Source organism: Streptomyces sp. NPDC093071 (assembly GCF_044754545.1).
Classification (GTDB): Bacteria; Actinomycetota; Actinomycetes; order Streptomycetales; family Streptomycetaceae; genus Streptomyces.
This window is the reverse complement of record NZ_JBIVPH010000011.1, coordinates 153,425-167,143: the sequence shown is the minus strand read 5'-3', so window position 1 is coordinate 167,143 and position 13,719 is coordinate 153,425. Positions and strand designations below refer to the sequence as shown.

General features: G+C 70.7%; 20 protein-coding genes. 11 read left to right on the top strand and 9 right to left on the bottom strand.

Annotated elements, in window-relative coordinates; all coding sequences use genetic code 11:
* Positions 1 to 6 precede the first annotated feature (6 nt).
* On the bottom strand, positions 7 to 549 hold the full coding sequence (locus ACIQD7_RS30085; protein WP_402445695.1) for a regulator component: 543 nt from the start codon (positions 547 to 549) through the stop codon (positions 7 to 9).
* Between the two features lie 342 nt (positions 550 to 891).
* Here ACIQD7_RS30085 and ACIQD7_RS30080 point away from each other — a divergent pair, with 342 nt between their 5' ends.
* Positions 892 to 1,737, top strand: a complete 846-nt coding sequence (locus ACIQD7_RS30080) for a helix-turn-helix domain-containing protein (RefSeq protein ID WP_402445693.1) — start codon at positions 892 to 894, stop codon at positions 1,735 to 1,737.
* A 47-nt stretch (positions 1,738 to 1,784) separates the two neighbouring features.
* Here the strand turns inward: ACIQD7_RS30080 and ACIQD7_RS30075 are convergent, their stop codons facing one another.
* Positions 1,785 to 2,228 carry a Secondary metabolite protein gene (locus tag ACIQD7_RS30075; RefSeq protein WP_402445691.1) on the bottom strand — a complete coding sequence of 148 codons (444 nt, stop codon included), beginning with the start codon at positions 2,226 to 2,228 and terminating at the stop codon, positions 1,785 to 1,787.
* Positions 2,229 to 2,657: 429 nt separating this feature from the next.
* Here ACIQD7_RS30075 and ACIQD7_RS30070 point away from each other — a divergent pair, with 429 nt between their 5' ends.
* From ACIQD7_RS30070 to ACIQD7_RS30030, 9 genes are all read left to right on the top strand, one after another.
* Positions 2,658 to 2,984: a transcriptional regulator gene (locus ACIQD7_RS30070; protein ID WP_402445689.1), complete on the top strand. Its 327-nt coding sequence runs from the start codon at positions 2,658 to 2,660 to the stop codon at positions 2,982 to 2,984.
* A 1-nt stretch (position 2,985) separates the two neighbouring features.
* On the top strand, positions 2,986 to 4,005 hold the full coding sequence (locus ACIQD7_RS30065) for a hypothetical protein (protein WP_402445687.1): 1,020 nt from the start codon (positions 2,986 to 2,988) through the stop codon (positions 4,003 to 4,005).
* Positions 4,005 to 4,709, top strand: a complete 705-nt coding sequence (locus ACIQD7_RS30060; RefSeq protein ID WP_402445685.1) for an ATP-binding protein — start codon at positions 4,005 to 4,007, stop codon at positions 4,707 to 4,709. Before ACIQD7_RS30065 ends, ACIQD7_RS30060 begins: the two co-directional genes overlap by 1 nt.
* A 119-nt stretch (positions 4,710 to 4,828) precedes the next feature.
* The gene (locus ACIQD7_RS30055) at positions 4,829 to 5,395 is read left to right on the top strand and encodes a WhiB family transcriptional regulator (protein ID WP_402445683.1); all 567 of its coding nucleotides are present in this window, start codon (positions 4,829 to 4,831) and stop codon (positions 5,393 to 5,395) included.
* On the top strand, positions 5,392 to 6,465 hold the full coding sequence (locus ACIQD7_RS30050; protein WP_402445682.1) for a DUF2637 domain-containing protein: 1,074 nt from the start codon (positions 5,392 to 5,394) through the stop codon (positions 6,463 to 6,465). Before ACIQD7_RS30055 ends, ACIQD7_RS30050 begins: the two co-directional genes overlap by 4 nt.
* Positions 6,466 to 6,567: 102 nt before the next feature.
* Complete coding sequence (locus ACIQD7_RS30045) at positions 6,568 to 6,792, top strand: hypothetical protein (protein ID WP_402445681.1); 225 nt, start codon at positions 6,568 to 6,570, stop codon at positions 6,790 to 6,792.
* Positions 6,789 to 7,433: a plasmid mobilization protein gene (locus tag ACIQD7_RS30040; protein ID WP_402445679.1), complete on the top strand. Its 645-nt coding sequence runs from the start codon at positions 6,789 to 6,791 to the stop codon at positions 7,431 to 7,433. The genes ACIQD7_RS30045 and ACIQD7_RS30040 overlap by 4 nt, the downstream gene beginning before the upstream one ends.
* The gene (locus tag ACIQD7_RS30035) at positions 7,433 to 9,187 is read left to right on the top strand and encodes a relaxase/mobilization nuclease domain-containing protein (RefSeq protein ID WP_402445678.1); all 1,755 of its coding nucleotides are present in this window, start codon (positions 7,433 to 7,435) and stop codon (positions 9,185 to 9,187) included. Before ACIQD7_RS30040 ends, ACIQD7_RS30035 begins: the two co-directional genes overlap by 1 nt.
* 105 nt (positions 9,188 to 9,292) lie before the next feature.
* The gene (locus tag ACIQD7_RS30030; protein ID WP_402445676.1) at positions 9,293 to 9,697 is read left to right on the top strand and encodes a hypothetical protein; all 405 of its coding nucleotides are present in this window, start codon (positions 9,293 to 9,295) and stop codon (positions 9,695 to 9,697) included.
* 202 nt (positions 9,698 to 9,899) lie between these two features.
* Here ACIQD7_RS30030 and ACIQD7_RS30025 read toward each other — a convergent pair whose 3' ends face one another.
* The 5 genes from ACIQD7_RS30025 to ACIQD7_RS30005 all read right to left on the bottom strand — a co-directional run bounded on the left by ACIQD7_RS30025 (position 9,900) and on the right by ACIQD7_RS30005 (position 11,635).
* Positions 9,900 to 10,151, bottom strand: a complete 252-nt coding sequence (locus tag ACIQD7_RS30025) for a MarR family transcriptional regulator (RefSeq protein ID WP_402445674.1) — start codon at positions 10,149 to 10,151, stop codon at positions 9,900 to 9,902.
* Positions 10,152 to 10,259: 108 nt separating this feature from the next.
* Positions 10,260 to 10,589: an esterase gene (locus ACIQD7_RS30020; RefSeq protein ID WP_402445672.1), complete on the bottom strand. Its 330-nt coding sequence runs from the start codon at positions 10,587 to 10,589 to the stop codon at positions 10,260 to 10,262.
* A gap of 91 nt (positions 10,590 to 10,680) precedes the next feature.
* The gene (locus ACIQD7_RS30015; protein ID WP_402445670.1) at positions 10,681 to 10,893 is read right to left on the bottom strand and encodes a hypothetical protein; all 213 of its coding nucleotides are present in this window, start codon (positions 10,891 to 10,893) and stop codon (positions 10,681 to 10,683) included.
* A 49-nt stretch (positions 10,894 to 10,942) separates the two neighbouring features.
* Entirely contained in the window at positions 10,943 to 11,203 is a 261-nt protein-coding gene (locus ACIQD7_RS30010; RefSeq protein WP_402445668.1) for a hypothetical protein, read from the bottom strand.
* Positions 11,204 to 11,287: 84 nt separating this feature from the next.
* Entirely contained in the window at positions 11,288 to 11,635 is a 348-nt protein-coding gene (locus ACIQD7_RS30005) for a DUF317 domain-containing protein (RefSeq protein ID WP_402445667.1), read from the bottom strand.
* A gap of 219 nt (positions 11,636 to 11,854) precedes the next feature.
* On the opposite strand from ACIQD7_RS30005, the gene ACIQD7_RS30000 reads away from it, so the two are divergent.
* Entirely contained in the window at positions 11,855 to 12,121 is a 267-nt protein-coding gene (locus tag ACIQD7_RS30000; RefSeq protein WP_402445665.1) for a hypothetical protein, read from the top strand.
* A 4-nt stretch (positions 12,122 to 12,125) separates the two neighbouring features.
* Here the strand turns inward: ACIQD7_RS30000 and ACIQD7_RS29995 are convergent, their stop codons facing one another.
* Both ACIQD7_RS29995 and ACIQD7_RS29990 read right to left on the bottom strand, forming a co-directional pair.
* Positions 12,126 to 12,614 (bottom strand): hypothetical protein, encoded by a 489-nt coding sequence (locus tag ACIQD7_RS29995; protein WP_402445663.1) that lies wholly within the window; start codon positions 12,612 to 12,614, stop codon positions 12,126 to 12,128.
* A 65-nt stretch (positions 12,615 to 12,679) separates the two neighbouring features.
* Positions 12,680 to 13,639 carry a DUF317 domain-containing protein gene (locus ACIQD7_RS29990; RefSeq protein ID WP_402445661.1) on the bottom strand — a complete coding sequence of 320 codons (960 nt, stop codon included), beginning with the start codon at positions 13,637 to 13,639 and terminating at the stop codon, positions 12,680 to 12,682.
* Positions 13,640 to 13,719 lie beyond the last annotated feature (80 nt).

Sequence of the window (13,719 nt, the reverse complement as noted above, 5' to 3'; positions counted from 1 at the left end):
CAGCGTTCATCGGAGGAACCGACCTTTCTTGAGGGGCTGGGCGAAGAGCGCATCCCAGCTGTCCGGGCCCTTTTCGGGTCGGAGGGAAGGCGATTCGCGTTCGCGATAGATGCGCCGACGGACGACCGACGCCATCGTCTCTGCCTGGCGCTCCTCGGGGGTCGAGTACCTCGTACGTCCCGACATCCGCATCACCAGGGTGGGGTTCACCCCGAGGATCCGAGCCGTCCTCGTGTCGACCTCCAGGCTTCCCGGGTGATCGCAGTACACGTGGCACAGCTCGTGCGTGAGGATGTGCCGTTGGTGGTGAACGGATGTTCCTTCTTCATAGAAGAGGAGATCGGCCGATGGGGTTTCGAGTCTTATACCGCAAGGCGCATCAACTGCGCCGAGTGTGTTCAGCGGCTTCAAGATGATCGGTTTCCCGCGGCGATCGGCTATCGCCTTGCACAATTCGCGCGTGCTGAAGCGGTGTGGTAGGCGCAGGAGGTCTATCTGCTCCTCGCACCAATTGCGCAGTCGTCTTTCGTCGACTTCCGGCAAGGGCACGGTGGTTCCCCTCGGCCTCGACTAGTAGTCAAATTCCTGGTGAGTGGCAGCACGAGGATGCCAAGAGAAAGCAGGAACTGGCACTTCCCGGAACTATGAGTTCCGATTACGGAAAGTGATACAAGTGGGCGGCGTTGGCTTGGAGTGTCACGCCTTTCGGTCTGTGTCGATGTGGCGTAGGGCCGACCACTTCGGGCCCATGTGCCGTACTGTCGGATTGATTGAACAATAGACTACTCGTTATGTCTGACTACGCTGAATGACCTATCCATGATCCCCTGGTGGTAATTAGGGGCGTGTTGTGGTGCATGTCACCTCGCAGTGGGCCTTACCTTCCTGGGCATGGATTATCGGGGTGGGCAGGTCGAGGGTGAGGCTCCCGACGGCGAGTCTCTTCCTGCGCTGTTGCGGTCATGGCGGAGGCGTACGAATCCTCGAGGAATTCCGGGTCTGGCTGCCTCGGGGCGAAGAGGTGAAGGGCTGACGCAGCGTGACGTGGCTCGCCTGGCGGGGGTGAGCGAGCGCTGGTACGGCGCACTGGAGCGAGGTACGGAGGCTGAATACTCGGCCGACTTCCTGGATCGACTTTCGTCCGCACTTCAGCTAAGCCCTGCGGAGCGCCGTGCTTTGTACCTGAAGGCGGTCGGTCGTTTGCCTGTCCTTGTCCAGCCGTCAGAAGCGGGCGCGTCCGAAGAGGTGGACGAAGGGCTGCTCCGGCAGTTCCTGAACAATCAGGTTCCTGCTCCCGCGTTCGCGACGGACCTCGCATGGAACGTGATCGGTCACAATGGGCCGCTGCTGGAGTGGTTCCCGTGGGTCACCCGTCAGGCCAATCAGATGAGATGGACCTTTTTGGAGCCGGAGGCCCGTGAGCAGCTCGTGAACTGGGAGCAGGATTGGGCGCGCCCTTTTCTGGGGCAGCTCCGCTACGAGCGGGCTCATCACCCGAAGGATGAGGCACTGCTGCAGCTGGAGCGGGACATCCTCACGGGGTCGCCGGCAGCACGGGAGATGTGGGATCGGCGCGAGGTGGTCGAGCACTCTCACGGCGCTCTGCGTCGGCTCAGGCTCCCATGCCACCGGGGGCGGGAGGTTGCTGTTCGTATCGTCGCCTTACGGCCGATGCGCAGCGACCTCCTCCGTGTGATCGTGCTGATGGAAGACCAGCGGGAGGCCGGCGGTGCCTGAGTCGGTCACATGGATGGAGCGTGCCCTGATGCAGATGAATGCCGAACTCACTCGTCGTCGAGCAGCCCCGGGTCGTCCGATTCCACCATTCCCTCAAGTCGACGAGCCTGTTCGATCACGGTGTTCAGCATGGCCAAGCTCGATGCGCTGAGCCCGTTGGCGCGCAAGGCGACCCGGCGCACGCCTTGATCGCGCATGGCGGCGATCACCTTGATCTCCGCATCCTGCCGCTCGGTCTCCTCGCCGTCGAGGAAGTAACTCGGCTTCACCCCGAAGAACGCGGCCAGCGCTCGGATGGTGTCCCTCTTGGGGTTCTTGTTGACCCCGGTGCGGAGCTGTTGGATGGCGCTCGCGGAGATGGTCACGCCGGAGGTGTCGCGGATGCCCTGCGAGACCTCCGCGTACGTGTACGGGCCACGTCCCTCCGGGCGCACCTCTCGGAAGAGGTGGTCGAGCAGCTCCGCGAAGGTGCGCTCGTCTTTCGCGATCATCCCCTGCCCTTCGTCATGGTCACCATCCTATCCACTCCAGTGGTGATAGCGCCTAATTTCTCCTCGCGTATCAACACTGAGGTTGACGTCGTGGCGCCACTGCGGTGTACGTTGAACTTGTGGACTGTCCAGTTAAGTGTTCCGCACCTGGTCGGGGTGGGTGCAAAGAGGATGGACTTGTGTCAGGGGTCCCCATATGGTTCTGGTCCCCGCGCAATCGATCACCGGCCGGGGACGGACCAGGAGGGGAAAGCGATGCACGCACACAGGCCGTGAACCCATAGGGGTAAAGGAAACCGGCGCCCGGGAGCTACCAACTCCCAAGCGCCGGGCTGGCACCCCAAGGGGCGCCAATTACACATCACGCGGGCGGCAGGGCTTCTAGCACGAGACCGCCGCACCGCGCTCCTGCGAACAACGGAGTATCGCATGCTCGCCATGCCGAGCGGAACCTCGGCCTGCCCGAACGCAGGCCGTCAGCGCCGCCTTGCCGTTCAACCCGCTGACATGATCCCGGGTGCGGTCGCCATTCGGGTCGGCTTCGACGACCCGAAGCAGAAGTGGCCTCACCCGCATGCCGTCGTCAAGGACGAGGCCGGAAAGACCATGGAGGTGAGCCGTACCACCACCAGCATCGCGGCCCGCTGGATCCTGCGGGTCTGGCCGGAGGCGGACTGGACGCGACCGCACGCCTTCCACTTCGCCGACACCACCCTCACGCGCAGTGACCTGACCACCGTCGGTCGGGGCCGCTGACATGGCGAGGATCCGAACCATTAAGCCGGAGGCGTTCACCTCCGAGTCGCTCGCCGAGGTAAGCGTCGAGGCCGAGCGGACCTTCTTCGGACTGCTCACCCAGGCCGACGACCACGGCCGCCACCGCGACAACGCCGCGATCATCGCCGGGCTCCTCTGGCCCCTGCGATCCGAGCACACCTCGGTCCACGTCGAAGACGACCTCCACCAGCTCGCGACCGCTGGCCTGATCTGCCGGTACACGGGCTGCGACGGCCGCCGGTACCTCCACGTCGTGAAGTGGTCCGAGCACCAGAAGATCGACAAGCCGAGCCAGTCGCGCCTGCCCTCCTGCCCGCAGCACCAGGCCGCCGACCGGTGCGCCCCCTGCAAGGGCGCCTGCACCAAGCGGGCCGAGAGCTCGCCCACCGCTCCCCGAGGACTCGCCGAGACCTCGCCGAACGTTCCCCGAGCCCTCGACCTGCCCATCAAGACCGTCTCGACGCCTTCCGAGTACGCGAGCGGAGCCTCCGCCGACCGGCAGGGAGCCGTCGACGGCACGGATGGCGCTCCCAGCCGGGCTGGAGTGAAGAATGCAGGTCAGAAGGGTTTGTCCGAGGACTCCCCGAACCTTCCCCGAAACCTCGGAGAGGGCTCGGCGCCTGGATCTAGGATCTTGGATCCTGGATCTCTTGTCCCTACGGGGCGCACGGCGCCCGCAGCCGGCGTCTCGGCCAACCAGCTCGTCGGCGAGTACGTCGCCGCCTGCGAGGAGCGCCCGCCCAGCGACGTGATCGGGCACCTCGGGCGGGTCGCCAAGAAGCTCTTGGCCGAGGGCATTGCCCCGGAGCACATCCGGGCCGGCCTGGCGAACTTCGCGGCCAACCCCAAGCACCCGAGCGTGCTGGCCAGCATGGTCAACGAGGCCATGAACGCCCGCTCCGGCGGTTTGGCGCGGCCGGGAATCCGGCCTAACGTGCCCGCCCACCATGCGTGGACCAACCCGATCGACGCTGCCGCCGCCTACGCCGAGGAGCTGTGATGCGCACCCACAGCCGCGAACCGCAGACCCTCGGCGAGGGAACCCTGGACCGAATGGCCCGGATCCTGGCCGCCCGCAACATCGACCCGGCCGCCGTCGCCGCGCTCACCGACGGGCCCGAGCCGTTCTCCCCGCTGGAAACCCTGTCGGCCGGGATGCCCCCGCGCTACCGGGCGGCCGTCGCCGACCACCCCAAGGTCCTGGACTGGGCCCGGGAGGTCACCGAGGCGGCCGTCGCCCCCAGCCGGGGAGCCCGTCGACAGGTCACCACCGGCCCGAGCCTGCTGATGGCCGGGGTCGTCGGCGCGGGCAAGACCCACCAGGCGTACGGCGCGGTCCGGCTGCTGGTGCAGAACGGGGTCGGCGTGCGCTGGCGCGCGACCACAGCCGCCGACCTCTACGCCGAACTGCGCCCCCGGCCCGGCGTCGACAGCGAGCGGGAGCTCGCGGCGGTCAGCCGCTGCCCGCTGCTGATCATCGACGACCTCGGCGCGGCCAAGGCGAGCGAGTGGACCGAGGAGATCACCTACCGGCTGATCAACCGCCGGTACAACCTCATGCTCCCGACCCTGATCACCACCAACCTGACGATCCGGGACCTCCGGGCCCACGTCGGTGACCGCGTCGCCTCCCGCCTTCGGCAGATGACCACCCGGGTCGAGTTCGACGAGGTCGACCGCAGACGCCACAGCGCCGCCGCCTGACCCGCCGCAGGCCGCCACGCCAGGCCGCGCCCTCCGCCCGCCGCCCCGAGAACCTTCCCGAACCAGCGCACCTCTCCGCCGACGCCCCTGCGCGCGGAGAGCGATCGGAGCAACCCCGCATGACCAGTACGACGAACAGCCCTGCCCGCCACCGCCTCCTCGGTGACCAGACCTGGCGGGACGATGCCGTCTGCCAGAGCACCGAATACCACCCGGTCGACCCCGAGATCTTCTTCCCGGAGCCCGATGAGACTGACAAGATCACCGCCGCGAAGGCCCTGTGCGGCCAGTGCCCGGTCCGGCAGATCTGCCTGGACGCCGCGCTGGAAGGCGGCGATGCCGACGGCATCCGGGGCGGACTGACCGAGGAGGAGCGCAGGCCGCTGCACAAGAAGCTCTCCCGCCGCCTCGACTACAGCCGCGTCAACGACACCCTCGCCGGGCGAAACGTCCACCTCACCCAGGACGAGCGCACCGCGGTCATCCACGCCGCCTACCGCCACGGGATCACCGCGCAGCGCCTCGCCTGGCTGCTGCAGGTCACCGAGGAGCACGCCCAGAAGCTCTACCGCGAACTCCGCCGCGCCCTGAGCCACCGGGACCTGGACCAGTCCGCGACGGCCACCCCGGCCTCCGGGGCCGGCGGCGAGCGCCTGGGCCGCGACGACTTCGGGACGGCGGCGTGAGCGCCACGAGCGCGCCGAAGACGGCGCACATATCCGGCTGGGACCGCACGGTCGTCATCGCCCTGGGCGGCGCGGGATGCGCGCTGTCGTACGACGCGCTGCAGCAGATGGCCATCGCCATCCACATCCGGGGCTTCCTGACCTACCTCTTCCCCCTGGTGATCGACGGGTTCATCGCCTACGGCGTCCGCGCCCTCCTGGTCCTGCGCAACGCGCCGTTGCGCGCCCGGCTCTACGTCTGGACGCTCTTCGGCACGGCCACCGCCGCCAGCATCTGGGCCAACGCCCTCCACGCGGTCAGGCTCAACGAGAACACGGTCGCCGCCGCCGGCCTGCGGCTCGGCGACACGGTGGTCGCGGTGCTGTCCACCATCGCCCCGCTCGCCCTGGCCGGCGCCGTCCACCTCTACATCCTGATCGCCCGGGGGCCGGTCAAGAACGGTGACCGCCAGGACCTCGGTCAGGTCGGTCACCTCGGCCACCCCGGTCAGCCGGGTCAGGTCGACCGGGGCGAGACCGTCGAGGTCACCCGGACCGACCGAGTCGGTCAGCAGCCGGCGGCCGACCAGGTCACCTCCGGTCAGCCGGTCACCGCGCCGACCGACCGGCCGCCGCTGTCCCTGGACAAGAAGGTGTCCGCCCCCCGGTCACTGACCGGGGGCACGATCCCGGCGGACAGCCCGGCGCCGGTCACCGGTCATCCCGGTCAGCCGCACGAGGCCGCTGACCTGCCCGGACACCCGGACACGGCGCGGCCGGTCACTGACCGCGCCGACGACACCGACCCGGTTACCGGTGACCAGGACAGCCCGGCGGCGCATTCCGGTCAGCCGGTCACTCCGCCGCCGGTCACTGCCCGGACACCCGGCGGTCGCCGACCTGACCCGGACACCGAGGAACTGCTGAAGATCGCCCGGTCAGCGGTCAGGGCCGAGGACAAGCTGACCCGCAAGGTGGTCGCCCAGGCGATCCGCGGTCAGCAGATCCCGCTCTCCAGCGACACCCTGACCGCCCTGATGGCCCAGCTCCGCGAGCAGCACCGGCAGCCGGTCACCTCCGCCCGGCCCTGACCGAACTTCCACGGAGCGGGTGACCGGCCCGGTCACTCCGGCCGGTCACCCGCTCCGGACACCCCGCCCGTATCCCTTCCGAGCAGAAGCGGAGAGCACCTGATGCGCACTCACCCGGCCACGCCCGCCGAAGTCGACTCCTGGCTGACCGTCCTGCACCAGCGCGGTCACCTCCACCGCGCCCAGTCCGGCCCCGACACCACCTGGATCGCGCAGCGCGAGCAGCACGACCGGCCCTGGACCCTGCACCACCCGGTCCTGGCCATGGACTGGATCGAGGAACTCGTCCGCGAAATCCAGCAGCAGAACCCGGAGACGAGCCGGTGACCACCGCCGGACCGCAGCGTGACCCCACCACGGCTCCTGGCGGAGCAAGCTATCGCGTACGACGGTCCTACGGCCCGTCGTACGCACTTGCCCCCGCCCCGGAGGGCGGGGGAAGCCCAACTGGTCCCCGAGCGAGGGCGCACGGGGACCAGCCGGGCAACCGGCACCAGGGGGCGCCGGTCACCAGGGGAGAAGCTGACCACGACGACCACCACGAGCAGCCGAGCCCGAGCACGCCCGCCTTCCCCGACCGCAAACCGCGCCGCCGTACCCGCAACCCCAGCGAGCGCACCCGCAAGACGACCACCCGCCTCTCCGACGACGAGAAAGCCGAGATCACCGCCGCCGCCACGCAGCGCGGCGTCACCGTCGCCCGCTTCCTCGCCGCCGCCGGCCTCGCCGCTGCCCGCGGTTCGACCACCCTGCACACCAACGAACAACTCGACGCGGCCATCGACGAACTTGCCGCCCTGCGCACCGCGCTGGCCCGGATCGGCAACAACATCAACCAGATCGCCTACACCTACAACGCCGGCGGACAACCCCGCCCCGGCGAACTCGACCACGCACTGAGCGTGCTGCTCCGGCTCCTCGCCCGCATCGACGACGCGGCGAACACCCTGGTGACCAGGAGGCTGTGATGGTCCCTGACATCGGACGCGGCTCGCGTACCCACGGCCTGCTCGTCTACCTCTACGGCCCCGGCCGGCGCGAGGAGCACACCGACGCGCACCTCGTCGGCTCCTGGGACGGCTTCGCCCCCGACCCCGGCCGCGACCCCGACCCGCAGGTCACCCTCGCCCGCCTCACCGCCGCCCTCGACCTGCGGGTCAAGCAGGCCGGCGACCGCGCACCTGCCAAGCACGTCTGGCACTGCTCGGTCCGCACCGCCCCCGGCGACCAGCGGTTCTCCGACGAGGAGTGGAACGCCATCGCCCAGCGCATCGTCCACGCCACCGGCATCGCCCCCGAGGGCGATCCCGACGGCTGCCGATGGATCGCCGTCCGCCACGCGGACGACCACATCCACATCGTCGCCACCCTGGTCCGAGGGGACCTGCGCAACCCGCGCCTGAACTACGACTTCAACAAGGCCCAGGCCGAATGCCGGCGCATCGAGAAGGAGATGGGCCTGCGCCGCCTCAACGCCGGCGACGGCACCGCCGCGAAGAACCCCACCAGCGCCGAGAAGTTCAAGGCCGAGCGCACCGGCCGCCCCGAGACCTCCCGCGAGACGCTCCGCGAAGCCGTCCGCCAGGCCCTCGCCGGAGCAGCCGACGAGAAGGAGTTCTTCACCCGGCTGCGCGAGGCGGGCCTGCGAGTGAAGGTCCGCCAGGCCCCGTCCGGTGATGCGCTCGGCTACAACGTGGCCCTGCCCGGCGACCGCAACCGCCATGGCGAACCCGTCTGGTACCCCGGCTCCAAACTGGCCCCCGACCTCTCTCTACCGAAGATCCGGCACCGGCTGGCCGGCGGCGCCGACCAGGCAGCGCCGTCGGCCGCCGAAGGCAGGCCGCAGTGGTCCCCGCCCGCCCGGGAACGACGCGGCGCCACCGGCACCGCCGAGCGCGCCGCCGTTCTCCTCGACGGCGACGGTGACGACGAGGAAGCCGCCGCCCAGCTCGTCGGCGTCGGAGAACTCCTGGACGCGGTCGCCCAGACCTCCCCAGCCGCCACCCGCGCCGAGCTGGCCGCCGCCGCCCGCGCCTTCGAACGGGCCACCCGCAGCCACGTCCGCGCCGAGCACGCCGACACCCGGGCGCTGCGCTCGGCCGCCCGGGGCATCATCCGGGCCGGCGGCGCGCTCGGCCGGGGCGAGGACGGCGGCACCACCGCCATGCTCGTCTCCACCCTGGTCCTGGTCACCCTCGCCGCCGCCCGCTGGCACTCCGCCCGCGGTCACGCCCAGCAGGCCCACGCCTCCCGACAGGCCGCAGAGCACCTGCGCACCGCCTACCGCCAGGCCGCCGCTACCCCGATGCGAGCCCTGCACGACCAAGGCCGCGCCCTGCCCGAGGCACAGCGCCGGACGTACGAGGCCACCCTCCGCGCGGTTGTGCCGGGCGGGCGAGCGGACGGCAGGCCGGCGAGGGCCGACGCCTTGGTCGCCACCCTCGCCCAGGCCGAGCAGGCAGGCCACGATCCTGAAGCCCTGCTGCGACAGGCCGTCGACATGCGCGAACTCGACACCGCCGCGGACGTGAACGACGTCCTGGTCTGGCGCCTGCGCAGGATCGCCCAGCTCCCCGCCCACCCGGGCGAAGCTCCCCGTCGCCCGCCAGCCGGCACCCGGCCGGCGAAGACCTCGGCCAACCGCACCAGCGAACGGAACACCTCCGCAGCGGCACCGCGCCCTGCAGTTTCCGACCCGAGCAGCCGACCCCCACGCCGCTGACCAGCACGCTCGGAAGGCCGACCACCGGCCGACCGGGCTCCACGAAATGCCTGGACAGGCGGTTCCGCCGGCTGTTACGGATGAAAGTACGCCCTCGACCGGGAGATGATGCTCGTGCTCAGAACCACCAACCACACCACGAAGCCGGCCCCCGTGCCGCCTCTCCTCCCTGCCGGCACCGACCCCCTGTTGCAGCTCCAGCACGAGATGCGGCCGGCCGACGGCCCCGGCGCGACCCGCTGCGTCAGCCACCCGCACGAACTCGCTCTCGGCGGCATCCCCGTGATGTGCTCGGCATGCCGGGCCCGACGCGACTGGCTGCTCATCAACCACGGCCGCAACATCTGGGTCCGCTGCCGGTGCGGCAACCAGTGGCTCGAACCCGAGATCAGCCGACCCGACTTCGACGCCCTGATCGCCGGCCCGTACGGGACGACCTACCCGAGCGTCGAGGAGGGTCTGGTCGCGCTCGGCTTCGACGGTGCCTTCGCCGGCGTCTACCTGGCGTAGACGAGCGAGGGAGCAAGCGCCGAGGGGCGCCACGGATACTTCGGTGGCGCCCCTCGGCGTTCAAGATGATCAGCCGCGCTCGGTGCTCTTCGGCAGCCCGTCCTGGAAAGCACATCCGGGGCGCTCATCCTTACCCGGGATGAGTAGTCCTGAGCAGCGGCGCCGGCGACGGTGACCACGACGGCACCGGCGAGAAGGCTGTTCACGATGTTCCCGGGTCGGGGGACGAGGCCGGAGAAAGCGGTGTGCCGTGAAGGTCGCTGCGGAAGCCCCGGCCGACCGGCTTCCATCCCTGGAACGTGGACGGCTTCCAGCGGGGCCGGTCCGGCACGCTGTCGTCGTCGGGCGCGGGCAGGCTGCCCCGGCTCTTCCGGCTGCGGGCAGCGCCGATGCTGATGCCCAGGTGGGCGGCGACCTCCGGGTATCCCCAGAGCTTCTGGCCGTCGACCATCATGTCCTCCTCGTTCGTCGAGATGAGCGTACGCGCACGTCCAGGCCGGGTGAGCGTACGGAAAGGCCGCCCCTGCGCGGTCGGCGCGGGGCGGCCTTCGGTGGTTGTCGGTCAGACCTCGGCGAGGTGGTTGGAGAGGCCGAGGACGTTGGTCGCGAACGCGAGGGCGGCGCACAGGCCGGTGACCTCGTGGACGGTCGGGCGGACCAGGCGCGGCCAGTCGTCCGGGGCGGAGGGCCAGGAGGCGAGGTGCACCTCGGCGGCGGCCAGGCCCAGGCGGGCGGTGACGTTCCAGCCGGCGAGGGGGGCGGGCTCCCAGTGCAGGCAGATGCGCCCGAGGGGGAGTCTGGGGGCTCCGGCGGCGAGCCAGGTGACGTCGAGTGGGCCGTCGGGCCGCACGGAGACGCGCTGGACCAGCGCGCCGCGTACGCCGGCCGGCATCGGACGCACGGCAAGGCCGTGCAGCGGAAGGAGGGACGAAGAGCGGGAGTACGGCGAGATGGAAGCCTCCGTGGCGGTGTGGGAACGGGGGTCAGGCCCAGGCGAGGGCGTCGCGCGCCCTCGCCGGGAGATAGCCCTCCTGGCCGTCTTCGGCGATGAACACCATGCCGTCACGGACGACGACCTCGGCCCCCACGTAGTGGGCGAAGGGAAAGTCGGGGTTGACGGCGAGGCGGACCGGCAGGCGGGGGTCGAGGTCCTGGAACTGGCGGAGCAGGTGGCCGACGGTCAGGTACTGGGGCAAGGAAACCTCCAAGAGCGGAACGGGAAGACGGAGCCAGGCTGGCGGCGGGTCAAGGGGCGTCGAGGCGGAGCAGGTCGCGCAGGACCTTCGGACCCTCGTCGTGGTCGGCGAGATGCCGCCGGCGGCACTCGTTGACGTAGCCCTTGCCGCGAGCCTTCATCTCCCAGCCGCCGCACGAGCACACAGCCTTCGTGTACGCGCGGCCGGGGCAGTCGGGGTGGAGCGGCTTGCCGGAGCTGGTGTGCTTGTGGCCCGCCGGGCAGATCGTGTCGTCGGCATGGTGGTGGGTGAGTGGGGCGCGGAAGGCCATGGTGGGGCGGCTCCTCTTGGGTGGAAGGGGGACGAACGCGGTGAACGGGGTGGGCCGCAGTCGGCCCGCCCCGTGGTTCGGAGGTCAGCGCGAGGAGTGGGCGACGAGGGCGGTGAGGAATCCGGCGACGGCTTCGGAGGGGGTGTGGACACCGAACTCCTGGACCCACACCTCGCCGTCGGCAGGCAGCACTTGGACGCGCCAGACGATGTCGCGCGCCCAGGCGGAGGGGTCTTCGGGAAGCCAGCCGACGTAGACGCGGCCGTCCGGGCTGGTCGCGTGGACGTTGGCTTTCGGGGTTTCGGCGATCGCCCAGCCGAGAGCGTCCAGGAGGTCGAGCACCGGAGTGGCGCAGTGGTCGGAGGAGAGCCAGTGGCGGTCTTCCACGGTGGGGCGGACGACGGCGGGCAGGAGGGTGGCAGAGGTGTTCATGGTGGGACAGTCCCTTCGTTGACCTGCGGTTTTCCCGACACCCGTACGTTGACATGGCGCATGCCGAAGTACGTAGTCGTTTCCCCGGGGATGCCGTCTGCCGTGGGCGAACTGGAGATCACCGCCGGGTGTCGGCGGGACGGGAATGGATCGGCGACCGCGGTTGTCGTACCTGGGCTGCGGCGAAGGGGCCGCACGGCAGTGAAGGGGGAGCAAGGGATGGCCGAGGCGAGCAGGCACTGGGACAGCGCCGGGCTGGAACGCAAGATCCGCGCCGCCGGACGGCCCTGGACCGTGGGCGACATCGCGATGGTCGCCGACGGCCAGTGGGGCGTCGGCGCGCAGCCCGACCGGTGGCCGGGCGAGGAGACGGTGGTGGAGCGCCGGGTCGCGGAAGGCCGGAGCGTCGAGCTGACAGTGGAGGAGCTGGCCCGCGCGGTAGTCCCCCGCACCGAAGACGCCCACCGCGACGAGGACCTCGCCTGACCGTTCAGCGGCGCGGCCCCGCCCCGGGCGCCGGCGGCCCGGCAGCAACCGAAGGGACAGGCGGATCGGCCACCTGGCCCGGAGCGCTGGACGTGCGCCCGGAGCGGGCGACCGCGGCCTGGGCCCGGCGGTCCGCCGGTGCCCGGGCTGCGGGCGCGGCGGCTTCACGGGCCTCCACTACACGCCGGATCGCCTGCAGGTACGCGCCGCTTTCCGAGAGCGCGACGCGAAGGTCGGCCGCCGAGCTGACGATCCGGTCCAGCTCGTAGTGCGCTGGCACATACCCGGGCCGGGTCAGCGCGTGCAGGCGGTTCTGGTAGACGGCCACTGCGTTGTCGGTGATGGCCAGCGCGGTACGGGTGTGCATGGCCGAGCGTAGGAGCGGGTCCTCGCATGGGCGGCGGACCGCGAGGACTTCGAGGACTTCGACGGGCTGGCCCCAGGCTTTCTCGATCATGGCCGTGGCCTGGTCGAGCATGGTGGCAGTGGGCATGGCAGAACTTCCCTTGTATGCAGGCTTTTCGAGCGAAGGCGACGACCGGGGAACCGGCGCGGAAATCAGCGACTGCGCCGTGGAGTCGAGGAGTTCGCCGACGGCCGGGCAGCGGCTGCGGGCACGGGGCTGCCCGGCCGGTACTGCGCCGTACCCGCAGAGCGGCTCTGGGCGGCCATCACCCGCAGATCGGCCGCCGTACGCGGAGCACGTGCGGCGCGGTGCACGGCCTGGGTGACCGCGGTGCGGCGCACGTCGAGCGGAGTCGGAGCACGGGAGACCGAGGGCTCGGCGGCCGACGCGACCGGCACGGCCTGGGCGACCGGGGCCAGCGTGACCAGGTGCTCCACCCGCCGGTCGATCTGGTGCCGTTCGCGCACCACGGGAGCCGACTGCGCCATGACGGCCGCCGTCGCGGCGATCAGGTGGGACGGGGTGCGGGCGGTGAACACCGCCTCCACCCGCGTACCCCAGCCCCGAGGGCCTGCCCACAGCGTGACGGTCTCGTCGTCCCATCCGGAGCGACGGTTGTCGATCACGACACCGGCCTGGCCATCGGGGGCGACGATCTCGACGGTGCCACGCTCGGCGGGGACGCCACGCTTCCAGCCGGCCTCGGTCAACGGCCGGACGGCATCAGCCCAGTACACCGACGGGTTCGCCAGGAAGCGCCGGTTGCCGTCGTAGGGATCGGCTTCGGCGTAGTCGCGGGCCAGCGCGGTGGTGAGGCCGGCGACGATCTCGGGTGGGGTGACGTGGTTGAAGGTGGCCGTCCAGCGGGTGGCGGAGGCGGCCTCCTCGGCTGCGGTGATCCTCCACAGCTCGAAGTCGTCGCCGAACCAGCCGATCCTGATCCGCTGGTCGGGCGAGGTGACGAGGAGCTGGCAGGGACCGTCGTCGAGGTAGTGGTGCGGCCAGTGGGAGACCGGGGCGAAGCCGGCGTCGCCGACCCCGCTGGACCCGGCCAGGTACATGGGACTGACCAGGACCTCCGCGTAGAGGTACGAGGTGTCAGGGGTGTGCATGGTCGAAGCTCCGGGCGCGTAGGGGGGAGAACGCGCCCGCGTGCGCGGCAGGACGATCGGCAGGCGCGCACGCGGACGCC